General features: G+C 43.6%; 21 protein-coding genes. 20 read left to right on the top strand and 1 reads right to left on the bottom strand.

Going from position 1 to position 22,379, the window contains the following annotated elements:
• Positions 1–159: 159 nt before the first annotated feature.
• The 12 genes from acnA to ATL39_RS17670 all read left to right on the top strand — a co-directional run bounded on the left by acnA (position 160) and on the right by ATL39_RS17670 (position 14,994).
• The gene (acnA, locus tag ATL39_RS04625; protein WP_120192130.1) at positions 160–2,898 is read left to right on the top strand and encodes an aconitate hydratase AcnA; all 2,739 of its coding nucleotides are present in this window, start codon (positions 160–162) and stop codon (positions 2,896–2,898) included.
• A gap of 157 nt (positions 2,899–3,055) precedes the next feature.
• Complete coding sequence (locus ATL39_RS04620) at positions 3,056–3,547, top strand: VanZ family protein (RefSeq protein WP_245960921.1); 492 nt, start codon at positions 3,056–3,058, stop codon at positions 3,545–3,547.
• A 98-nt stretch (positions 3,548–3,645) separates the two neighbouring features.
• A complete protein-coding gene (locus ATL39_RS04615; protein WP_120192129.1) occupies positions 3,646–5,982 on the top strand; it encodes an AAA family ATPase in 2,337 nt (778 codons plus the stop codon).
• On the top strand, positions 5,983–6,408 hold the full coding sequence (locus tag ATL39_RS04610) for an acyl-CoA thioesterase (RefSeq protein WP_120192128.1): 426 nt from the start codon (positions 5,983–5,985) through the stop codon (positions 6,406–6,408).
• 9 nt (positions 6,409–6,417) lie between these two features.
• Positions 6,418–6,732 carry a hypothetical protein gene (locus ATL39_RS04605; RefSeq protein WP_120192127.1) on the top strand — a complete coding sequence of 105 codons (315 nt, stop codon included), beginning with the start codon at positions 6,418–6,420 and terminating at the stop codon, positions 6,730–6,732.
• A gap of 47 nt (positions 6,733–6,779) precedes the next feature.
• A complete protein-coding gene (gene nadE, locus ATL39_RS04600; RefSeq protein WP_120192126.1) occupies positions 6,780–7,604 on the top strand; it encodes an ammonia-dependent NAD(+) synthetase in 825 nt (274 codons plus the stop codon).
• A gap of 178 nt (positions 7,605–7,782) precedes the next feature.
• The gene (gene metA / locus ATL39_RS04595; protein ID WP_120192125.1) at positions 7,783–8,691 is read left to right on the top strand and encodes a homoserine O-acetyltransferase MetA; all 909 of its coding nucleotides are present in this window, start codon (positions 7,783–7,785) and stop codon (positions 8,689–8,691) included.
• 55 nt (positions 8,692–8,746) lie between these two features.
• Complete coding sequence (locus ATL39_RS04590; protein ID WP_120192633.1) at positions 8,747–9,964, top strand: EAL domain-containing protein; 1,218 nt, start codon at positions 8,747–8,749, stop codon at positions 9,962–9,964.
• A 97-nt stretch (positions 9,965–10,061) separates the two neighbouring features.
• A complete protein-coding gene (locus ATL39_RS04585) occupies positions 10,062–13,748 on the top strand; it encodes a dynamin family protein (protein ID WP_120192124.1) in 3,687 nt (1,228 codons plus the stop codon).
• Between the two features lie 91 nt (positions 13,749–13,839).
• Positions 13,840–14,190 carry a cyclic-phosphate processing receiver domain-containing protein gene (locus ATL39_RS04580; RefSeq protein ID WP_120192123.1) on the top strand — a complete coding sequence of 117 codons (351 nt, stop codon included), beginning with the start codon at positions 13,840–13,842 and terminating at the stop codon, positions 14,188–14,190.
• 294 nt (positions 14,191–14,484) lie between these two features.
• Positions 14,485–14,655, top strand: coding sequence for a hypothetical protein (locus tag ATL39_RS17360; protein ID WP_170146835.1), 171 nt, complete (start codon positions 14,485–14,487; stop codon positions 14,653–14,655).
• A gap of 48 nt (positions 14,656–14,703) precedes the next feature.
• On the top strand, positions 14,704–14,994 hold the full coding sequence (locus ATL39_RS17670) for an iron-sulfur cluster biosynthesis family protein (protein WP_425452962.1): 291 nt from the start codon (positions 14,704–14,706) through the stop codon (positions 14,992–14,994).
• Positions 14,995–15,093: 99 nt separating this feature from the next.
• Here the strand turns inward: ATL39_RS17670 and ATL39_RS04565 are convergent, their stop codons facing one another.
• Positions 15,094–15,954, bottom strand: a complete 861-nt coding sequence (locus ATL39_RS04565; protein ID WP_120192121.1) for an excalibur calcium-binding domain-containing protein — start codon at positions 15,952–15,954, stop codon at positions 15,094–15,096.
• 1,054 nt (positions 15,955–17,008) lie between these two features.
• On the opposite strand from ATL39_RS04565, the gene ATL39_RS17355 reads away from it, so the two are divergent.
• The 8 genes from ATL39_RS17355 (at position 17,009) to ATL39_RS04525 (ending at position 22,349) form a co-directional block, all read left to right on the top strand.
• Positions 17,009–17,134, top strand: a complete 126-nt coding sequence (locus ATL39_RS17355; RefSeq protein ID WP_342768756.1) for an XtrA/YqaO family protein — start codon at positions 17,009–17,011, stop codon at positions 17,132–17,134.
• Between the two features lie 21 nt (positions 17,135–17,155).
• Positions 17,156–17,977 carry a hypothetical protein gene (locus tag ATL39_RS04555; protein ID WP_120192119.1) on the top strand — a complete coding sequence of 274 codons (822 nt, stop codon included), beginning with the start codon at positions 17,156–17,158 and terminating at the stop codon, positions 17,975–17,977.
• A gap of 127 nt (positions 17,978–18,104) precedes the next feature.
• Positions 18,105–18,620 (top strand): DUF1643 domain-containing protein, encoded by a 516-nt coding sequence (locus tag ATL39_RS04550; protein WP_120192118.1) that lies wholly within the window; start codon positions 18,105–18,107, stop codon positions 18,618–18,620.
• 136 nt (positions 18,621–18,756) lie between these two features.
• Complete coding sequence (locus ATL39_RS04545; RefSeq protein ID WP_120192117.1) at positions 18,757–19,557, top strand: DUF5677 domain-containing protein; 801 nt, start codon at positions 18,757–18,759, stop codon at positions 19,555–19,557.
• An 86-nt stretch (positions 19,558–19,643) separates the two neighbouring features.
• On the top strand, positions 19,644–20,135 hold the full coding sequence (locus ATL39_RS04540) for a sigma-70 family RNA polymerase sigma factor (RefSeq protein WP_120192116.1): 492 nt from the start codon (positions 19,644–19,646) through the stop codon (positions 20,133–20,135).
• Between the two features lie 351 nt (positions 20,136–20,486).
• Positions 20,487–20,678: a hypothetical protein gene (locus ATL39_RS04535; protein ID WP_120192115.1), complete on the top strand. Its 192-nt coding sequence runs from the start codon at positions 20,487–20,489 to the stop codon at positions 20,676–20,678.
• 156 nt (positions 20,679–20,834) lie between these two features.
• Positions 20,835–21,758, top strand: coding sequence for a Kiwa anti-phage protein KwaB-like domain-containing protein (locus tag ATL39_RS04530; RefSeq protein WP_120192114.1), 924 nt, complete (start codon positions 20,835–20,837; stop codon positions 21,756–21,758).
• 24 nt (positions 21,759–21,782) lie between these two features.
• Positions 21,783–22,349 carry a hypothetical protein gene (locus ATL39_RS04525; protein ID WP_120192113.1) on the top strand — a complete coding sequence of 189 codons (567 nt, stop codon included), beginning with the start codon at positions 21,783–21,785 and terminating at the stop codon, positions 22,347–22,349.
• Positions 22,350–22,379: the final 30 nt, after the last annotated feature.

The following is a 22,379-nucleotide window of genomic DNA, read 5'->3' as shown; positions in this document are numbered from 1 at the left end:
GGAAAGCCATTTATATTTGTCCGGAATTTTGCTATTCTAAAGGGGTGGACGGAAATGGCATATCGACTAAAGCCAGGTTACAGAATCCGAGAATGGGATATTTTTTTCGACATTTAACACCGTCTGTTATATGATACAACTAAAAGGAGGATGCTACATATGAGTGAAAACCACGATTTGTTCAATGCACGCAAAACGTTCTCATCGAGCGGCAAGTCATATCATTATTATGATTTAAAAGCTATTGAGGACGCTGGAGTAGGTAATGTAGCTAAGCTGCCTTATTCTATCCGCGTACTGCTTGAGTCTGTTCTAAGACAGCTGGATGGAAAAGTAATCAAGAAAGAACACGTAGAGAGCCTTGCTAAATGGGGCACGAAAAATAACAACGAGGAGGACGTACCATTTAAGCCTTCCCGTGTTATTCTTCAGGACTTCACCGGCGTACCTGCCGTTGTTGACCTTGCGTCGCTTCGTAAAGCAATGGCAGACATCGGGGGAGACCCGCAGGAAATTAATCCGGCGATTCCGGTTGACCTTGTAGTTGACCACTCTGTTCAGGTAGACCGCTTTGGCGCGGAAGATTCCCTCCGCCGCAATATGGACCTTGAATTTGAAAGAAATGAAGAAAGATATAAACTGCTCAGCTGGGCTACGAAAGCATTTGACAACTACAGTGCTGTACCGCCCGCTACGGGTATCGTTCACCAGGTTAACCTGGAGTATCTTGCGTCCGTAGTACACGCTAAAGAATCGGAGAACGGCGAAATTGAAACGTTCCCGGACACTTTGGTTGGAACGGATTCCCATACAACAATGATCAACGGACTAGGCGTTCTCGGCTGGGGCGTAGGCGGTATTGAGGCAGAAGCAGGAATGCTTCAGCAGCCTTCTTATTTCCCTGCACCGGAAGTAGTCGGTGTAAAGCTGACAGGAGCCCTTCCTAACGGCGCTACAGCCACCGACCTTGCGCTTAAAGTAACACAGGTGCTTCGTGAAACAAACGTTGTCGGCAAGTTCGTGGAATTCTACGGTCCAGGCCTGAAGGAAATGCCTCTTGCAGACCGTGCGACAATCTCCAACATGGCTCCAGAGTATGGCGCCACATGTGGTTTCTTCCCGGTAGATGAAGAGTCGCTGAACTATCTGCGCCTTACCGGCCGTGATGAAGACCACATTCAGCTTGTAAAGGACTACTGCCAGGCTAACCATCTTTTCTACGAAGACGGCAGCGAAGAGCCGAACTTTACAAGAGTTCTTGAAGTAAAGCTTGAAGAAATTCTTCCAAGTCTTTCCGGCCCGAAACGTCCCCAGGACCTTATCGAGCTGACGGACATGAAAAAGAAATTCAATGAAGCACTTACAGCTCCAGCCGGCAACCAGGGATTCGGCCTGGCTCCTGAAGATGTAGAAAAAGAAGTAGAAGTAAAACACCCAAGCGGCAAAACAACTACATTAAGCACAGGTGCTGTGACGATTGCAGCGATTACCAGCTGTACGAACACGTCCAACCCTTACGTTATGATTGGTGCCGGCCTGCTTGCAAAGAAAGCGATCGAACGCGGACTCGAAGTACCGGAATACGTGAAGACATCGCTTGCACCAGGTTCAAAAGTTGTAACACGCTATCTAGAAGATGCGGGTCTTATGCCTTATCTTGACCAGCTTGGCTTCAACCTTGTCGGCTACGGCTGTACAACATGTATCGGTAACAGCGGTCCGCTTCCAATTGAAGTGGAAGAAGCGATTGCAGATAACGATGTTCTGGTTTCCTCTGTACTAAGCGGAAACAGAAACTTCGAAGGACGTATCCACCCGCTTGTTAAGGCGAACTATCTTGCTTCTCCACCGCTTGTTGTCGCCTATGCACTTGCCGGAAATGTAAACTTTGATTTCTACAAGGACAGCTTTGGTAAAGACAAAGACGGAAACGACATCTACTTTGAAGAGCTGTGGCCTACGACTGAAGAAATCAAGAACACGGTTCACAATAACGTATCTCCGAAGCTCTTTAAAGAAGAATACGAAAATGTGTTCACAAACAACGAACGCTGGAATGATCTCCAGTCTGATGAAAATGCTGCTCTTTACGACTTTGATGAGGAATCCACTTACATTCAGAATCCTCCATTCTTCGTAGACATGGCGAAAGATCCGGAAGACATTAAGCCGCTTAACAGCCTTCGTGTTATCGGGAAATTCGGCGACAGTGTAACAACAGACCACATTTCACCAGCAGGCGCTATTGCGAAAAACAGCCCGGCCGGTCGTTACCTGATCGAAAAAGGCCTGTCTCCTGCTCAATTTAACTCGTATGGTTCCCGCCGCGGTAACCACGAAGTAATGATGAGAGGTACATTCGCCAATATCCGTATTAAGAACCAGCTTGCTCCTGGTACAGAAGGCGGCTATACGACATACTGGCCAAACGGCGAAACGATGGCTATCTATGACGCTGCCATGAAGTACAAGGATGACAAAACAGATCTTATGGTTATTGCCGGAAATGACTACGGCATGGGAAGCTCCAGAGACTGGGCTGCAAAAGGTACCAACCTTCTAGGAATTAAAACAGTTCTTGCCCAGAGCTTTGAGCGTATCCACCGCAGTAACCTCGTGTTAATGGGAGTTCTTCCGCTTCAGTTTAAAGACGGAGACAGCCCGGAATCACTTGGTCTGACTGGTAAAGAAGCATTTGATGTAAAAGTAACCAACAACGTGCGTCCACGTGATGTGATCGAAGTAGTGGCTACAGATGAAGATGGAAAAGTAACAACATTCCAGGTCATCGCCCGCTTTGATAGTGAAATCGAAATGGACTATTACCGCCACGGCGGTATCCTGCAGATGGTTCTTCGCAACAACCTTGCGAAAACAGAAGCAGCGCGCGATAACTAATACGCTTTATAAGCCCTCCCGCCTTTCAGGCGTGGAGGGTTTTTTTATGTGTGCCTCCTGTTTGTGAAATAAAATAGTGTAAAAATATCTATTGCTATAACGGCCGGAAAAAATCATAATATAGGAGTGAACTCATCAGCAGAAAGCAGGTATAACCGTGACAGAGGAAGAACCAGCATCAAGAGAACCAAAACACACAAAATTCCGCAAAGGACTCGTGGCCGCCTTTCTTCTTTATATGGCGGCCCTTCTATACGTAACCCTGCTGGCCTGGAACTACGGCTCGTCATACGGTGCGCAGGGACCGGGAAGCCGTAACTATAACCTTCATCCGTTTGAAAGCATTATGAATATTGCACTCTACAGCGATAACATCATGGATCCACTGACGATTCTGGCAGGAAATATTATTATGTTTATGCCCTTTGGCTTCCTGCTCGGGCTGCTTATCCATTCCCGCACCAAAGTCTTCTGGCTGGTGCCTTTGTTTGCCTGTGTGCTCTCTATCGGCATTGAGTCGGCCCAGTTTATGTTTACGTACCGGGTCTCCAATGTTGACGATGTGATCCTGAACACGGCAGGCGGTATTTTCGGCACGTGGTTGGCCTTATTTGTACGCTGGCTTGCAGGCAAGTATAATAAGAAATAGAAAGACTCCAGGGTATGGTTCCCTGGAGTTTTGTTATAAAGGCAGAAGCATGGATTGTTACGCAAAAGCATGCTTTCGTATAAAAGGAGAGACCCGTTATGACGATTTCATCCACTGACCAGCTGAAAGAAAAGATAGAAGCCTGGGAAAAACAGCCTTCCTCTCTATCCATTGACGCGGTTCAGGAATTTATTGGACAGATAGATGCAGCAGACGCCGGACAGCGCCGTCTGGCGGCCAGAGCCTATGCGGTTCTGGCAAAAGAACGATTTTCCAGAAGGGACCGGTTTGATCCGCTGATCCGCAGCTGGGTCGAGCAGGGACTGGAGTGGGATGATACCGAGAAAGACCTGTTATTTTTAAAAGGGCTGGAAACGTTATTTGCCGTCCGGGATATGGCGTTTAGCCGTGCTATGGCACCGATACGGGAAACAGACCAGAGCTCTGCAAGAAAAAAAGCAGCCGAGCAGTTAAAAGCAAATGCAGAAACCGAAAGAGAGCAGCTCAAGCAGGCAGCCGACATTCTGCAGCAGTCCACCGTAGATGAAGCGCTGTTCGCTGAACATCTTCCCGGCATTCTCGAAGCCGTCCATAAAGGGACCGCGTTATATACAAAAGTAGCGGAGGAAGCTGAAGAATACCTGGAGACCGCCTCCGGCTCCTTTTATTCCCCGGAGCAGGTGAAAAAGCTGAAGCTCTCTATTCAGGAGCTGCAGGACGTAAAAAAGGAGTGGGAGAGCCAGTTCGCATCATTGGATCAATACACGGCGATGCTGCCGGGGGATCCGCTGACCGAACTTGACCAGATGATCGGGCTCGAGCAGGTAAAGGATAACGTCCACCGGATGTATCATTACCTGCAGTATCAAAAGCAGCGCAAAGACCAGGGGTATCAATGGAAGGATGAGCGGAGCCTTCATATGATTCTGACTGGAAATCCCGGTACCGGGAAAACGATGCTTGCCCGGATGCTGGCTAAAATTTATCATCACCTCGGTATTCTGCCCCGCGATGAAGTACTGGAAGCGGACCGTTCCCAGCTTGTCGGCGCCTATGTGGGCCAGACCGAAGAAAAAACCATGCATCTCGTAAAGGAAGCAGTCGGCGGCGTGTTGTTTATTGATGAAGCCTACAGCCTCCGGCGCGAGGGAATGTCCGGCAATGATTTCGGGCAGACCGCGGTGGACACGCTCGTATCAGCTATGACGAGCGGCGAATATGCTGGTTCCTTTGCGATTATTCTTGCCGGGTATCCGGAGGAAATGCGGCAGTTTCTGCATTCCAACCCGGGCCTGCGCAGCCGTTTTCCGGAAAGCAATCATATTCACCTTCCCGATTATTCGATGAAAGAACTGACCCAGATTGCAGAAAAAACGGCGATCGACAACGACTTTATGCTCAATGACGCAAGCCGCCGTGTCCTGCAGGAGCGCCTGGAAAAAGAGCAGGTGGATGAAACATTCGGAAATGGGCGCACTGCTAAAAACATTATCATGGACGCTATTTTTCAAAAGGGGTCCAAAATCGGTGAAAAGACCGACGTCAGCGTAGAGGATTATTCTATTCTTACGCCCGAGGATATGAGCGGATCGGCTTTTTCATTAGATGAAGACGCCCGTAAAGAACCTATGATAAAATTAGAGGAAATGATCGGCTTACAGGAAGTAAAAAATGAGCTGAAAAAATTAGCCAGCTTTATATCGGTTCAGAAAAAAAGAAAAGAAGAAGGGGCGCCGAGTGTTCCCCTGCAGCTTCACACCGTTTTCACGGGAGAGGCAGGAACCGGAAAAACAACCGTGGCAAAGCTTTATGCCGGCATTTTAAAAGAAATGGGATTTTTGAAGCGGGGTCATACGATTGTATGCGGACGAAGCGATCTGGTCGCTGAGTATACCGGGCAGACCGCCGTGAAAACAAGAAAAAAAATCCGTGAAGCATTAGGCGGCGTATTGTTTATTGATGAAGCCTACGCGTTAGCGACGGGAAGCCGGTCGGATTTCGGCAAGGAGGCCCTGGATACGCTTGTGGAAGAAATGACCAAGCATGACGAGAATCTGGTGGTGATTCTGTCCGGATACGCCGGGCCGATGGATCATCTGCTTGAAATCAATCCCGGCCTTCGCTCGCGTTTTAAAAAGACATTCTATTTTCCGCCTTACAGCGCCGAAGAGCTTCTTGAAATTACCCGTCTGAAAACAAAAGAGTACGGATATACGTGCACGGAGGCCGCGCTTGAAGTGCTCAAAAGCGCATATGAGCGGATGGATACCTCCGGGAACGCCCGCTTCGCTGAAGATATGGCTGAAGAAATGTTTCAGCAGCAGGCTGGACGGGTGATGGACACGGCAGAAGGAAACCTGCACGAACTCAATGAAACAGATGCAAAAAAAGCAGCAGCCTACAAAGAAAAAGAAAGTATTAAAGGAGACCGTTAAATGACACGCACAACCGCCTATACGTCGGTGCCGGTCCGCTACGCAGAAACAGATCAGATGGGCATCGTCCATCATTCGGTCTATGTGATCTGGTGCGAGCTCGGGCGCACAGAGCTGATAAAAAAACTGGGCTTCCGCTACAATGAGCTGGAAAAGCAGGGCTACCTGTCCCCGGTAACCGGCATCAACCTGCAATACAAAAGATCTGCTGTATACGATGAAACAATGACCATCCAGACGTGGGTGAAAGATTACAGCGGTGTTCGTATCGAATACGGCTACCTGATCAGCAATGAAAACGGAGAAACGTGTGTGGAAGGATCGTCTGAGCATGTGTGCGTATCTAAAGACAGCTTCCGCCCGCTTTCTATCAAAAAACACCTTCCGGAGTGGCACGAGATGTATACGAGGGAAGTGTCGCATTAGGAGGCCGTTATGGCATTTGGCATTTCAAAAAAAGAGCTGGCCGACTGGAAAAACAAAGCCGCGGCCGGCGAAATTGCGCTGTTAACTCATTATTGGTATGACCCGCGTTATCCGGAGTTTCATACCGTCACAAAAGCCGCCTGCGGCGATCACGACAAGCTGCTCGAATGGGGCAGGCAGTTTGGCTTTCAGCCCCACTGGATTCACTACCGCGAGGAGTACTCCCACTTTGATATCCGCGGCCCGAAACAGGTGGAAGTGCTGGAAGCCTGCGGCCTTTCCGAAGACATCAGGCGTTTTCGCCTTTCGGCCGGCAAGGTTTAAAAAAAGAGAAAATAAGGAAAAATAGGACTAAAAGAAAGGGGACTACTATGACTATTACACAGCAGCATATTATAAACGACCTTGAAGTACATCCGTCTGTGCAGGCAGCAGAGGAAATAACGACTCGTAAAGAGTTTCTGAAAAAGTATCTGCTTGCATCCGGAGCAAAAGGTTTTGTACTGGGGATTTCCGGCGGACAGGACTCCACGCTTGCCGGCAGAATCGCCCAGATGGCGGTTAATGAACTCAATGAAACCGGAGAAGGTTATCAATTTATCGCCCTTCGTCTGCCCTATGGGGTCCAGCATGACGAAGAGGACGCCCAGCTTGCCCTTTCTTTTATCGATCCTTCCCGCACCATTACCGTCAATATTCAGAAGGCAGTGGATGCCTCCGAGAGCGACTTTGTGGAAGGCACCGGGGAGCAAATGACGGATTTTAACAAAGGAAACACAAAAGCCCGGGAGCGGATGAAAGTCCATTATGACATTGCCGCCCATTATCAGCTGCTCGTTATCGGAACCGATCATGCCGCAGAAGCAATTACCGGCTTTTATACGAAATACGGCGACGGCGCCTGCGATATCGCCCCGCTGTTTGGCCTGAACAAACGCCAGGGCAAAGAGCTGCTCAGGGAACTTGAAGCACCTTCAAAAACGTTTGAAAAAGTACCTACCGCTGACCTGGAGTCAGATAAGCCCGGCCTTTCCGATGAAGAAGCCCTCGGCCTGACCTATGATCAGATCGATGACTTTCTGGAAGGAAAAGAAATAGAAGCTGACGCCTCAGAGAAATTGATTAACTATTACACCAAAACGAGACATAAACGCAGCGAGCCGGTAACCATCCATGACGACTGGTGGAAAGAATAACAAATAATTGGTGCGGCAGAACGTCCTGCCGGCCTGAGTTTTTTTGAAAAATACCGCTTCTCCTTAGCAGGGAGGGGTATACATACAGTTGCTTTCCACGTCTATTCGTGATACTTTTCTATCATTATCTACCGCTTATTAGCCAGGCCTAAATAGAAATAAAGGAGCAGGAGAGTTAATGCCAATTAAAGTGCCCGACCATTTACCGGCTAAAGATATTCTCACCAAAGAGGATATTTTTATCATGAACGAAAGCAGAGCCTACAACCAGGACATCCGTCCTCTGAATATACTCATTTTGAATTTAATGCCGCTGAAAAAAGCGACGGAAACCCAGATTCTCCGTATGCTGGGCAACACGCCGCTGCAGCTTGACGTGTCTTTTCTTCATCCGAATACCCACTCCTCCAAAAATACGCCGCACGAGCACCTGGCTGCTTTTTACAAAACAATCGACGAAGTCAGCAGCAAACGATTCGACGGCATGATTATTACCGGAGCGCCTGTAGAGAAGCTTCCCTTTGAACAGGTGGACTACTGGGAGGAAATGACGGATATACTGGAATGGAGCAAATCCCATGTAACTTCGACCCTGCATATCTGTTGGGGCGCCCAGGCCGGATTGTATCACCATTTCGGCATTCCGAAGCATCCAATGGAAAAGAAAAAGTTCGGTGTTTATGAGCATACGGTGCAGATGCCCGAGGAAAAGCTGCTGCGCGGGTTTGATGAAGTATTCTGGGCCCCTCATTCGCGCTATACGGAAACCCGGCTTGAAGATGTGAAAAAAATAGACGCACTCGATATATTATCCGAGTCGGACGACGCCGGATTATACCTGCTCGCCACGAAAGACCGCAAGCAGATTTTTATGACCGGCCACGGCGAGTATGACCGGGAAACGCTCCGCGAGGAATTCGAGCGGGACAGCCGCCGCGGCATTTCCACAGCGCTTCCGGAAAATTATTTTCCGAAGGGAAATCATCTTTTGAATCCGCCGATGCGCTGGCGTGCCCATTCGAACCTGCTGTTTACCAACTGGCTGAACTATTACGTGTATCAGGAGACGCCATTTGATTTAACCTAAAAATAACAAGAGCGTGAAGCTCTATAGAAAAGGGCTGAAAAAGAAGGTGATACATGTGGATGCGTTAGATATAGTGATGCAGAAAGAAAAAGTCGTAGCCCATTTTCAACCGATCGTCAGCGCCGACACTCTGGAAATTACCGGGTACGAAGTGATGGGACGATTTCACGAAACCGAAAACGAAAGCATGAGCCTGCGCGCGTTTTTCCAGGATCACAGCATTCCGGATGAATACCGTCAGGAAGTCGAGGATCACATCCATGACCAGGCGTTGAATGCCTATCTGGAAGAAGGACGCGACGAAGTGTTGTTTTTAAATGTAGATGTGAATCTGCTGGTTCAGGACGGCGGCGAGAGCTTTGTCGAACGCCTGAAGGAGTTTCAGGAAAAGGGACTCACCTTCGACAAAATCGTGCTCGAGCTTAAGGAACACCATTTTATCGGGGACCAGTCCCAGCTGAAGCATTTCGTGCAGTACGTGCAGAGCCTCGGCATTAAAGTCGCGCTGGATGATGTAGGCAAAAATACGACCAATCTGGATCAGATTGCCTACCTGATGCCGAATATCATTAAAGTCGATCTGGCCTTTACGGAGGAAAATTCCATTCCGAGCATGTTCCGGGATGTGCTGCATTCCTTATCGATGCTGTCGCGGAAAATCGGCGCCTCGCTCTTGTTTGAAGAAGTAAACGGCTTTAATCAGCTCAATTATGCCTGGAGGAACGGAGCCCGCTACTTTCAGGGCGATTACCTGCGCAAGCCGAAAAACGCGTTCAGCGACAAGCAGATGCTTACCGAAGTACTCCGCAAGGATTTTCACCATTTTATTACGCTGGAACGCAAAAAAATGGAAGCCCAGATTGAATTAATGACGTCGATGAACAAACGACTGAGCGCTATTTTGAAAAAAGAAGGCCAGTGGACCGATGTGGATGCGCTCACGATGAACATTGCGCACGCGCTGGAAGACATCTCCTTTCGGGTGTACATCTGCGATCACGAAGGCTACCAGAAGTCAGGAAATGCCTTGAAGGAAACCGAAGGCTGGACATATCACCCGGAAGGTCGCAACCGTAACTGGAGCTGGCGGCCGTATTTTCTCGAGAACATCGTCCGCATGAATTTTGAAAAACGAGGTATCCTTTCTGATCTGTATTCTGATATTCACCAGAATGAAATGATCCGCACGTATTCGCATCCGCTTACCGATGACCTGTATGTGTTTATTGATATACCATATGAGTATTTATTTGAAAAAGACCATTTGATTTAGGGGCCTCCTGCAGGCCTCTTTTTTTAGAAACAGCGCGAAAGCGTTTGCTGTTTGACCGCAGCAGGAATAGTCGTTCATCGAAAGGAGTTCTGCGCAGATGAAAATGCCTTCCGTTCAGGATGTCCTGCTCTCCCGTGAGGAGAGAGACGAATTCTGGACCCGCCGTAAATTTAAGAAAGAGCCGCTCCTTGACCTGAAAGCCCGACTTTCTGAATGGGCCGACGAGGATACGCAGGAGGTGCTTGAGGGAATTGAAAAAAAGTGGCACGCCGGCCGTAAAACCATTTTATGCTGCGGGGTGTTTTCAGCAGGCAAGTCCACGTTTATTAATCGGTTGATCGGCGAAGATCATCTGCCCTCGCACCCGATTCCAACCAGCGCCAACGTGGTGCACTTCCAGAAAGGGCGTCCCGGCATTACGCTCGTACACGAAGACAGCCGGCCGGACACGGTGTTTCCGGATCTGGACGCCTGGGACGCAGACTGGTTTCAGCAGGGAGGCGCGGTGAAGGAAGTGTATCTTCAGGACGCGGAAACTAAACTTCCGGACGGGGTGGAGCTGATTGATACGCCGGGTATTGATTCTACAGTAGAAACCCATCAGCTCGCCGCGGAGTCGCGGCTGCCGGAAGCCGATACGGTTTGTTACGTCATGGACTACCAGCAGGTGGAATCCGAAGAAAACATTGCTTTTTTAAGCAAGCTCAACCAAATGGATATCCGGCCGGTTTTAATCGTTAATCAGGCCGACAAGCATAACCCGGAGCAGGGAACAATCGATGCATTCCGGGAGCGGATGGAAGCTTCTTTTCAAAAACGGGGCATCCGTTATAACGACGTGTACTTTATTTCCTCACGCTTTCCAGAACAGACCCCTGAGCAATGGGGAAAGCTGATGGATTACTTATTTTCAGCTTCGGTGCCACACGATATCCAGGTATCCCAGACGGCGGCGAAAAGCCTGTACCGGATGATGGCAGAAGCAGCCGGACAGAAAGAAAAACAGCAGCACCCGCCAAAAGATATCCACCGTGCCCTTGAGCAGTACGCTTCTCTGAAGGATCTGCAGGAAGAAAAGCTCCAGGCGGTGCAGAAACAGGAGGAAATGGAGGAGTGGCAGGATACGCTCGAAAAAAGAATATTTGCCACGGTGGATCTGGTATTTACGAATGCGAAGCTGACGCCTTATCATACCCGCAATGCCGCCAGGGATTACCTCGAATCTCGTCAGACGGCCTACCGGATTAAAGGGCTGTTCGGCAAAAACAAAACCCGCCGCTCGCGCGAGGAGAGGCTGGAAGCACTGAAAAGCAGTCTTACGGAAAACGCCCGCAATTATATTGATATTCCGCTTCGCGAACAGATGACAAACCTGCTGGCTTCGTACCGCGTGGAAGACCAGAATCTGCAGCGCCGGCTGCTCGATATGACCTGTACCATTGATGATGAATTAATCAGCCGGTCTGAGCGCACCGGAGCCGCTTTTACGCAGGGGTATGTGCTCAGCTTCAGCCGCTGGCTCACCGAAGAAATTAAGCGCGTGTACAAGCAGCAGCTCATTCAGCTGCTGCCGAAAATCAAAACCCTGCTTGCCGCCGAGCAGAAAAAAGAAGCTGTGCGTCTGGAAAACCGTCGTATTAGGGCGGCCGAGCTGCTGGAAGAAGCAGAAGCGTGGCAGGCAAGGCAGGAGCAGTGGGTGAAAACGGCAGAAGAATGGATGAACGCCTTTTGGGAAGCGGCCGAGCCCTTTGAGCCGGTACATACATCCGTGTCCGGAGCTTATGAGATAAAAGCTGCAGGCACGCAGAAGCCGCTTACTTTTCCTATTCAGGAATGGTATGAGCGGCACGGCAGCGGGACCGGCACCCGGCCGGCGCGCGGAAAGGCTCCGCATGAACTGCGCGAAGCCGCCGGTATGATGAAGGGGTTTCGGGTTCTAGATGCCGCCGCCGCTTCGCTGAACAGCAAAGCAGAGCGCCTCGAGCAGGCTGCTTACCGGGTCGCTTTATTCGGCGCGTTCAGCTCCGGCAAAACGACCTTTGCCAATGCCCTCATCGGCGAGCCGCTGCTGCCCGTTTCTTCGCATCCAACCACTGCGTTCGTAACGACGATCCGCCCGGCAGCGCCGGCCAGTCACGGGACGGTCTCAGTTGTCTATAAAACCGAAGAACGGGTCATTGAAGAAATGAATGAGCTGCTTTTTCAAACAAACACCGCAGTTGGTTCCATGGATGAATGGGCGGCTTTGAAAGAAGAGCGCCGCAAAAAACTCGCTGAGCAGAAGAAAAAGCAGGAGAAGCAAAAAGAAGAGGACAATAAGGAAAGCAGGAAAGAAGAATGGATAGATCCGCTGCTGCTGTTGGACGCAGAAGAAAAAAACCGGCTGGATGAATATGAAGCGTCGTTTCGAAACTACGAGGACCAGCAGGGCACCCGTGTAGAAATGAAGCTCGAAGCGTTCCAGCAGCTGACAGGAAATGCGGAAGAGGCGATGATGATCGACCGGGCCGATGTCGATGCCGCCGGCGCCTTTACTGATAAAGGCTATACGCTCACGGATACACCCGGTGTGCACAGCATTTATAAACGGCATACGCTGCTGGCATTTGAAGAAATGAAAAAAGCCGATGCGATTTTTTTTGCGACGTATTACAATCATGCGTTTTCGCGTGCCGACGTAATGTTTCTCACTCAGCTTGGCCGCCTGACGCAGTATTTTTCCTACAACAAAATCTTTTTCCTCGTGAACGCCGCAGATCTCGCCGAAGATACAGAAGAGCTGGAAAGCGTCATTCGCTACGTGAAGCGGGAGCTGGAGTCATTTGGCCTGGAAGACCCTCCGGTATATCCGGTATCAAGCCTGCAGGCCGGAGGCGGGAGCCGCCCGGTATCCGGCATGGATGACTTTATGGAAGCGTTTGAGCATTTTTCCTATGAGCAGCTGCAGGGAATTGTGCTGGAGGAAGGACGGGGCGAAATCCGCCAGGCTGTCCGCACTCTGGAGGATATGATGGAAACAGCGGCGCTGGATGCTTCCCGTCAGCAGGAAAAAAAGCAGCAGCGTCTGAATGCTCTGGAGGAAGCGGAACATCAACTGCAGGCGTATTCCTTTGCGCTCGAGCTTGATATGATGCACCGCGAGATGGAAGAGCTGCTGTTTTATGTAAAGCAGCGCGTTTTTTACCGCTACTATGACCTGTTTAAAGATTATTTTACGCCCTATGCGTTTCAAAAGGAGCGTTCCTTCGCCGAGCAGATGAAGCGGCAGACAAACAGCCTCGTGCAGGAAGTGTTTCTGGAGTTTGATAAAGAACTGCAGGCAACCGGCTACCGGATGGAGCAGTATATGAAAGAGCGGAGCTGGCGCATAGCGGAAACGTTTTCCGGGCAGATTCCCGAATCAATGCTGTCTGCGTTTCACTGGGAGCTGCCTCAATTTGACAGTTTTTCGTCCAACGAACAGCCGCCGCTTGACCGGATGACGTTTTCCTTTTTCAGCAGTTACACGTCCTACAGCGCGTTTTTTATGGACCAGCAGATTAAACCGTTCAAAGACGAGCTCGAAGAAGAACTGCGCCCGCCTGCCGATGAGCTGCTGGAAAAAGAGTGGGGGCAGATGCGCGATCATTTTACCGGCCAGTGGGAAAGATGGTGGGCGGATTTTGCAGAAAGCTGGAAGCACAATATTGAATCGAGCCGCCGGATCGAAGAAGGGGCGGAAATCACCTATACCATGGAGGACGTGGAACAGGTGAAGAACCTTCTGCAGAGCCGGTTTGAATAATGGGTAGAAATAAGGCCTATTTTCTGTTATACTATAGTTTAACAGCCACTAAGACATGAACACACATTTCTCATATTATAAAGGAGGATGTATGGAAAACGTACAAAAGTACAATATTTTCCTGGATGATGTGAGGCCTTGTCCGAGCGGGTATATTCTAGTAGAAACCGTAGCAGAATGTATTGCCATGATCCGATCCAAAAAACTGGTATCTCACTTATCATTGGATCACGACTTAGGAAGTTATGCAAAGAACGGATTTGAAGTCGTGCTGCACTTACTGGAACACAAAATTTTTCCTGACTGCATTACGATTCACTCAGCCAATGCCGTAGGCGGCAAACGAATGTACGACCGGTTAATCGAAGCAAAAAGGAGCGGGCAGGTCCCTTCCTACGTGAAGATTTTTCACCAGCCATTACCAATAGGCTTCGCATTGTAATAGTACACGCGTTTAATAAGGAGGCTTCCTAAGGGAGCCTCCTTTCTTAATTTTAAAAATGATCAGGTTGCACTCAGGTTTAGATAAAAGGCAAAAGCTGGTTTTCTTGCTTTCCGCCCGCTCTGAATCTACAATTATCAGTAGGACAAAGGAGGAATAGCTATGCATACAATCCGATTAACCGAAAGAGCGGAACAAACCATGCAGGGGCTGCCCGGCAGTATAATGGCTTTCCGCCTGGAATCAAAGCTCACCGGCGGCTGACAAGGAATTCGGGAGTATTCCTTGGTTCCGGTGGAATCAGCTGACGATGCATATACGGTCACAACCGACGAAGACACGTTTGAAGCAATCAAGCCGTCGCCGGTGCTGGACAATCATCCTTCTCTCGGATGGATGCTTAAAAACAGCAGCGAAACGATAGCGTACGCAATCAAGGTAAAAAAACAGGATCACCCGGTTTAAACCGCAGAAAAAATCCCTTATACTAAGAAATAGAAAAGGAGAGATACCATGAACATTACCGATCAGGCAAAAGAATTTATTCACGGCGTGATGAAAGAACACAGCGCCGGTAATATCCGCGTCGTCTTTTCAGGCATGGGCTGAGGAGGCCCTAAATTGGGTCTGGCTCTGGATGAGCCAGCTGAAGATGATGAAAGACGGGAAATTAACGGCATTGATGTAGCCATTGAGAAGCAGGTATTACCACACGTCGAGAACATCACATTGGACGTACAAACCAATAGTGAAGGACAGTCCGGCCTTGTAATGGACGGCGGCTCCGACAGCGACTGCTGTTAATAGAAAAGAAATCCAGCGCTTACTCTGAAAAGAGGAGGCGCTGGATTTTTGTTTTTTACATATGACGATAGGTATCCATTGTCTAAGACTTATTTTAATTTATTCACATCCGACTCCGTCTCCATCACGATCTAAATGCTTGGCGTAACCAGGTTCTCCTCTATATACAGGGGCAGCTCCGGCCGATCTCGCTGCAGTGCAGTTTTTATAATAAATTGATGATGAATCAGATGAGGTAGAGCTGTTGTCATTTGAAGAGTCAGATTGCGTTGATGAATTATTAGAATCAGATGAACTGCTGTTAGAAGAAGGAGAAGATGTGGTATTAGATATTGCTGTTTCGAGTTCTGCTACTTTCTCTTGTGAAGCTTCTAATTCTCCTTTAACTTCTATAAGTTCCTTTTCTTTCTCTGTTGTACTTTCAGTAAATTCTTCATTTTGTAGTTCAACCTCTTCAATTCTTTGTTCAGCCTCTTCTAATGCAATATTCTCTTCGCTTTTTAGTTCATCCAGTTGTTCTTGGGCTTCCTCTAATGCAGTCTCGGCTTCTTGCAGAGCTTCTTCATTGCCTTGTAATGAACTAATTTCAGCTTCTAAAGTAATTATTTGTTCGGCTGCGATATCCAGTTGTTCCTCTGTAGTAGCCGCCTCTTCTTCTAAAGTCGATATCGTTTCAGCGTTTGCTGCTAGTTCTTCGTTTTCAGCCGTAACGGTTTCGCTTTCTTTTTCTTCAGAAAGTTGATCTTCTTCTTTTTCTAACTGACGCTCTTCTTGTCTAGCATCATTGTCAGCTGCAATTTCGGCAGCCGTTCGATCATCCAATAATGAAGCAATACCTCCTAAAAGTAGCAAAAGCATAAAACCATAGCCTATGAGAGCTATCAATGCTTTCCACCATTGTCCGGATCGGAAGCCAGGTACTTTATGGTACCATTTTACACTTTTTAAATATCGTCCCATATCATTCGGCCCCACCTTTCATAAACTGTTTACGATTTCAACATTTCTATATAAAGTAAACATTTATAGATCTGGCTAGGTTTTGGGAGATTTTTCATCAGTAGTATTGGCGATTATTTCAAGATAGTGTCTTCCAATTAATTACTATTGTCTGTGAGTGAATAGTAAAACCAAAAAAATAAGCAATCGGTCGATAGCCAATTAATCATTACGTTTTTCTCTTCCTCTTAATATAACATAATTATTTAAATAATCAGAATATTTATATTCGCTAAAGAGCAGTCAGATTGACCAGAAAGATAATTGATAATAAATTTAAGCAAGTCTGTACCTTTTACGAAATGTTCATTATAAAACGATCTCTAATGCTTGGTAATAAGTAAATATAATACTATAAAGATCTCTATAAATAGCTAATTAATATGGGGACTGAAATCTATCCCATCTGATTTCTTAGAACATGATTGGCAAAAAGTAACATCTAAACATGGGGTGCTACTTGATTACCAGGTACATACTAAAAGAGAAGAGGTGCCTCATGCCGACTATCAATAATTTCATCTGGGAGGCTCAATTTAAAGGCCACAGGAGAGCTTTGATAACGATAATGGCCCCAACAATAGGGACAATGTAAAAGTACTGCCTTGAAGCTGTGAGAAAGTACAGGGGGAAAGATATTATCAGTATTGATTTAATTAAGGAGCTGGTAATTGTCATATGAGCTTAACTCATGAGTAGCATATAGCATTTCAAAAACAGGTGATTAGAGAGGAAGATGTTCATGATCGTCTTTAGCCGGTGTGAAGGCGGAATGGAGAAGGGATATACAATATACGCACAAAATAGCGTAGACTTAAAAGAAAAGCTGGACCGGTTAAACATACGAGCGGATAATGTGATTTCGTTATTGGTGAATAAAAATGGTACTGCGAGTGAAATGAATCCGGTTAAGTTAAATGAGTTATAAAGGTGTAATATTTGGATAATATGGAAAATATTGATGTGGTATACAGACGGAAAGCCTTGATATTGATATACTTAAGAGAGATAAGCCATGTGTGATTGTTTAAAGCGAGGTAAAGCTAAATTGAAAGAATTACCGAAGCACGGGGAAACAAAGGTTATTACCCATCAGTGGAAAGTGAAGCGGATAAGGTATGAAGAGGGGGAGGATTTTTGAATAGACAGGGGGATAAATTTCATGAATGAATCGCCTCAAATATCGGAGGAAATTGTAAATGAATTAATCAGACTTACTGAAGAAAATGCACAGCATTATAATAATTTAATTAACTTTACCAAATTTAAACTTTCCAATTATCCTGTTATTAGTTTTAATAAAGCTTCGGAAAAAGATAAAGAAGTATTGGGTGAATTAATATTTTTTGATTGTGTTTATGAAATTTCAACCTCCCTCATGTATGCAAATGAGGCACTACAATCAGAAGACTTAGGAGTCATGTTTTCACTATTACGGAAACCTCTTCAAGATTTATTAGCTTGTATAGAATATATAACTTTTGATCGTGTAACTTTTGTTAACGCTATGATAAACGATGAATTTGAAAGTATTGATTTTTCTGATTGGAAAGTAAGAAATTTTATAAAAACTGAAATTAAAAAAATAATTAATAACAACTCTGACATATTAAAAAGAATAAATGAACAACAAGTTGATATACTCTTCGAACAACGCTATGGATCAAAAGAAAATGATCAGACACTTTCTGGATATTTAGATCAATCCTTACATTTAATTACAACACGTAAAAAAGGCTTTAGAACAAATAAAAATAGTCTAAATTATTTGCCCCTATTTCATACTTCTGAAAGAATTAATAGTTTTAAATATATATACGTAACAGCTTTACCTTTAATATTCAGTTATGTAAATCAACTCATGTATTTTAATTTAATTAAAAACTTTAATCGTACTGATAGTTTTTTGGTCGAAGAAATAAAAAAAATGAGTAAGATAGACGATAAAAATATAGATTTTATCCAAAAAGTAAGGAATTTATAGAAAGTTCTACCAGCCATCTGAAGGACACTGAACGACAGCATACCGCTTTTGCTTGGTGTTCTTGACTTTAATTAACATACGTGATGAAAAAGTGACATAAATAAACTGGAACAAGGGAGGGGTTTTAATGGCGGGTACGCCCTGGAAGTCAGATGAGAAAGTTACAGTAATTTTTGATAATGAAAATCAAAATGATAGAACATATAGATATTCATTGAAATGCATATGGGATGATCAGAAAGATATTGTAACTTTTATAATGTTAAATCCCAGTGTTGCTGATGCTGATCTATGTGATCCAACTTTGAAACGATGTATGAATTTTTCGAAGTCGTGGGGATATGGAGGCATGAACATATTGAATTTGTATGCCCTTATTAGCACAAATCCAAAAGGATTGAAATTGCATAACGATCCAATTGGACCAGAAAACGATAAACATCTTTTTGAAGCTTTGAAAAATACCGATAAGATAGTTCTTGCATGTGGTCAAAGCTATAAAGGAGTAAAAAACCGTATCACAAACATTATGTCGTTAATAAATGATCAAGAAATTTATTGTATTGATACGACTGTAAAGAATATCCCCAAACATCCTTTGTATTTAAAAGGGAATTCGGTCTTAAAGCCCTATACGATATAAAATTTAAAAATATCCTAAGTATGTAATATTGAAAAAAAGATTATTACCCACCATTGGAAAGTAAAAAGAGTGAGGCAGGATGAGGAGGAAGAGTTTTAACAATTTCAACTTAATTTTGAATGAAGGAGAAGTCTTTATGAAATTAACAACTAAGCTAATCGAAGAAGCTGAAAAAGCGCTCGAAAAGGTTTTTAAAGAACATTTTAACGATAAAGAAATTGAATTCGATACTAATGACGCCGCTACTATAGGTTTGTATGTAGATATGATACAAAAAGTTAAATCTTTTAAAATACTTATAGAAGCAGAGGCTAGCGCTGGAACAGATGCCATAGCAAGAACTATTATGGAGAATCATGTCTATTTAAAATTATTATTAAAAAATCCTGAATTTAACATTAGATACGGTAAATCATTTTTAGTGGCTAATAGAGTAAAACAATTAAAAATGTATGAAAAGTTTATAGAAAAGAGTAGAAGTGGAGAAAAGATTCGAAATTTACTAGGTATGAGTAGAGAAGAATTTATAGAAGGTACTGGTATATCAGATGTGAAAGAAAAAATTGAAATTTTAGAACAAGATTATGCTGAAGTTTTCCGATACCGTGAACATAAAGACAACTGGTATAACTTAGACAAACGTACTAAATCTTTTGAACAATTATGTAACCGAAAAGATATCGATATGGACGTTGACTATGAAGTTATATATCGATATTTTTCTTCTGAAATACATGCTACGAATGCTGGTGAGAGGATATATGCAAAAGAAAAAGAAGAATTAGAGATAAAAATACTCCCGGAAAATTACGAATTACAAAAAGCGATTGTCAGATCGTACTTATATGATACGATAACTAAAGTTTATGAGTATTATGAATTAAACGGGTTAAGGCAATATCAATCAAATATAGCTATACATCATAAATTTAATTAAGTTCTACCAGCCAACTGGAGGACACTGAACGACAGCAATAAGCTGTGGTTTGGTGTCCTCTTTTTTATTTTAAAGGGGGAAACTACATGCTATTCACAGACCAGCTCATTGAAGAATACAGAGAAAACAAACGAAGCCTGCAGCAGCTCACGAACACATATGGCACAAAGAATCCCCAGGACAAAGAAGATAAATCGAAAGTGAATAGTATGATTGATAGCATGGCGTTTGCTATTAAGTGGATGGAGACAGGCCGGCAGCCAGGTTTATTCAGAGGGATAGATAAAAGGGGTATCTATCAGCAAATCGAGTTAGAAGAAGCTTATATGATCCTTGATATTGTAGAACAGATAGATATCAACGATAAAGAGATACATTTATCTGATGAGCAGAAACAAACGTTGCTGCAGATATTCTCTAATTTATCGATTCGAGAGAGGCAGTGTTATCTAATGCATGTTGCGGAAGGGCTTAGTATGAGCAGGATTGCGAATGAGATAGGAATCAGCAAGCGGACGGTGCAGCAATATATAGAGAGAGCGAAACAGAAGGTAGAAAACATCATGACGTACGCCTGACGTACGATTTACTATATAGTGAGGGCTCAAAAATATTTATATCTAAACTATAAGTTATTTTTAATATTCACAAATTTTATAGGCTCTTTTTTTCTATTATTTTATATAACTATTTGAATTATCTTCCGGATTAACTTTACGATATAATCTACCTATTAATATTGTTGGAGGAAATTCATGAAAATAACTAAAGAAGATGTAGAAACCTTAATAAATCAGATAGGTAGCCTTTTAAATGATGATGAAGAATGTGATGAGGCTGGGTAATTGTTATTGAAAAGAAATTATTGGTAGGTTATTACTCCTTCTAACTAGAATATGGCAGTGAACCATAAATTTAGGAGGGATAAAATGCGAGTTAAGTTCATTAGTGCTAATAATTACGAGTATCTAGAAAACCAGATAAATGACTTTTTCAAAAATAAACCTGATTTAGAACTAATTACTGTTGAACATCTAACAAAGCAGGGAAGGCAAGCTATGACTGCAAGAGAAATGGCTGAAACTATTTATAGCGTTGCTCTTTACTACAAAATAACTTAAGTGTAGATTGCCCTCCTAGTGAGGGTATTTTTAATGCACCAAAATAGAACAAATGTTCTTTTTGTGTTAATATTAAAGTAAGAAAGTGTAAAATTTTTTTACAGTCAAAGGAAATTCTCCTTAAATATAGAAGATATATTTAAGGAGGCGAATAAATTGGATATACAAAATGTTATTAGCTTAATTGATGAAAGAAAAGAAGATAATTCGAACGTCAGGCTTTATTTTACAAATAAAAAGAGAAAAAATTCGTATGAGTCCTTTTCTCCCTCACTAAGTGAGGATCTACAAGAAGAAATTGTAAAAATGGCTTTAAATTCTTTGAGATATTATGAAGAAGTAGATCAGAAAAAGTTTAGCCCTATAGGACAAGTAGAAGGTTTTATAGAAACCATACCTATTGGAGAAGTGGAAAGCTACACTGATATAATCAATAGTTTTCGAGAAGACTATGTTTTTCGTCAATCTCCTAACCATAAGCAGATTAATGATTTAAATTTTTATTGTCTTAAGATTGAAATTGAAGAAGAAGAGGATATTTATTTATTTAGAAGAGTTAACAAATTTAAAAAGTTATCTGAAGCAGGAATTATCGGTCGGTTTAGCGGAGAAAATGACTTTATTAAATTCAGAGAAAATATTCTGGGTTTAGATGGAAATATTGATATTTTAGTTTACAATGATGAAATTTTAATTCTAAATCATATTGCTTTGGAAAGAGTATTTTCTATAAGTGATCAATTTTTGGATAACGCGCAAAAGACACTAAAATATGTAGAAGATAAGAATAGAATTGAGAATTTTGAAGCTTTCAAAGAAGACTGTTTATCTAATAAAAGAATAACTAGAATTCTAACTAAAATTTTAGATGAGCAAGATAAGATGGAGATCGTTTTCGAGAATTTTGAGAATGTAATTAATGTAATAAATACATTCGAATTGAAGATAGAATTAGCTGAAAGCAATACAAAAATCATTTATGATAATAAAGATCAGTTGATGAATATTACATATCTTATAAGAGACTCTTTCTATAAGAGTATTATAGGAGATCGAGGAGGAAGAGACGAAAGTATCTAATGAGCAGATAAAGGGGGAAGGATTATGGCACCAGTATTGTTCAGGATTGGTTTGTTTATTTCATCGTTTTCCCCTTTATATTTGTTGCTTTTATTAGATAATTACGAGTATCTTATATCTAAAAGTAAATTATGGGAGATTCTTCTTTTTAATAATATAAGCATTTCACTTTTTTTCCTTATTCTCTTTGTACTAATTATATATTCGATTTGGATTGTTTCAAGAATAAAAACGATTTCTTTAAATGAAAGGCAAGCTTTTGAAGATGTCAATAAAACTGAAGACAATCTTTTAAGTTATGTAGTAACTTATTTAGTGCCTATACTTTCAATCAACATTTTAGAAATTAATAGTTTGCTTGTGAATGCAGGATTATTTTTATTACTAGGTTTTATTTACGTAAAAAACAGCTTAGTTTATTTAAATCCTTTATTTTTATTCTTTGGTTTTAATATATTCTTGACTAGCAATTCAGAAGTATTAATTTCTGATTACAGCATAACTGAATTAAAACAATTGGAACATGAAAAAATTTGGTATAGAAAATTGAGTTATAAGATTTATTTAATTAGAAAAACATCCCTACATTAGGGGTGTTTTTTGTTATCTGAAAATAGAGTG

The organism is Sinobaca qinghaiensis, from assembly GCF_003610495.1.
GTDB lineage: Bacteria > Bacillota > Bacilli > Bacillales > Marinococcaceae > Sinobaca > Sinobaca qinghaiensis.
This window is presented reverse-complemented; position numbering and strand designations above follow the sequence as displayed.

Excerpts from the sequence above, each read along its gene's own strand:
- acnA (WP_120192130.1), top strand. The coding sequence starts at position 160 with ATGAGTGAAAACCACGATTTGTTCAATGCACGCAAAACGTTCTCATCG.
- ATL39_RS04615 (WP_120192129.1), top strand. The coding sequence starts at position 3,646 with ATGACGATTTCATCCACTGACCAGCTGAAAGAAAAGATAGAAGCCTGG.
- ATL39_RS04610 (WP_120192128.1), top strand. The coding sequence starts at position 5,983 with ATGACACGCACAACCGCCTATACGTCGGTGCCGGTCCGCTACGCAGAA.
- ATL39_RS04605 (WP_120192127.1), top strand. The coding sequence starts at position 6,418 with ATGGCATTTGGCATTTCAAAAAAAGAGCTGGCCGACTGGAAAAACAAA.
- nadE (WP_120192126.1), top strand. The coding sequence starts at position 6,780 with ATGACTATTACACAGCAGCATATTATAAACGACCTTGAAGTACATCCG.
- metA (WP_120192125.1), top strand. The coding sequence starts at position 7,783 with ATGCCAATTAAAGTGCCCGACCATTTACCGGCTAAAGATATTCTCACC.
- ATL39_RS04585 (WP_120192124.1), top strand. The coding sequence starts at position 10,062 with ATGAAAATGCCTTCCGTTCAGGATGTCCTGCTCTCCCGTGAGGAGAGA.
- ATL39_RS04580 (WP_120192123.1), top strand. The coding sequence starts at position 13,840 with ATGGAAAACGTACAAAAGTACAATATTTTCCTGGATGATGTGAGGCCT.
- ATL39_RS04565 (WP_120192121.1), bottom strand. The coding sequence starts at position 15,954 with ATGGGACGATATTTAAAAAGTGTAAAATGGTACCATAAAGTACCTGGC.
- ATL39_RS17355 (WP_342768756.1), top strand. The coding sequence starts at position 17,009 with ATGTGTGATTGTTTAAAGCGAGGTAAAGCTAAATTGAAAGAATTACCG.
- ATL39_RS04555 (WP_120192119.1), top strand. The coding sequence starts at position 17,156 with ATGAATGAATCGCCTCAAATATCGGAGGAAATTGTAAATGAATTAATC.
- ATL39_RS04550 (WP_120192118.1), top strand. The coding sequence starts at position 18,105 with ATGGCGGGTACGCCCTGGAAGTCAGATGAGAAAGTTACAGTAATTTTT.
- ATL39_RS04545 (WP_120192117.1), top strand. The coding sequence starts at position 18,757 with ATGAAATTAACAACTAAGCTAATCGAAGAAGCTGAAAAAGCGCTCGAA.
- ATL39_RS04540 (WP_120192116.1), top strand. The coding sequence starts at position 19,644 with ATGCTATTCACAGACCAGCTCATTGAAGAATACAGAGAAAACAAACGA.
- ATL39_RS04535 (WP_120192115.1), top strand. The coding sequence starts at position 20,487 with ATGCGAGTTAAGTTCATTAGTGCTAATAATTACGAGTATCTAGAAAAC.
- ATL39_RS04525 (WP_120192113.1), top strand. The coding sequence starts at position 21,783 with ATGGCACCAGTATTGTTCAGGATTGGTTTGTTTATTTCATCGTTTTCC.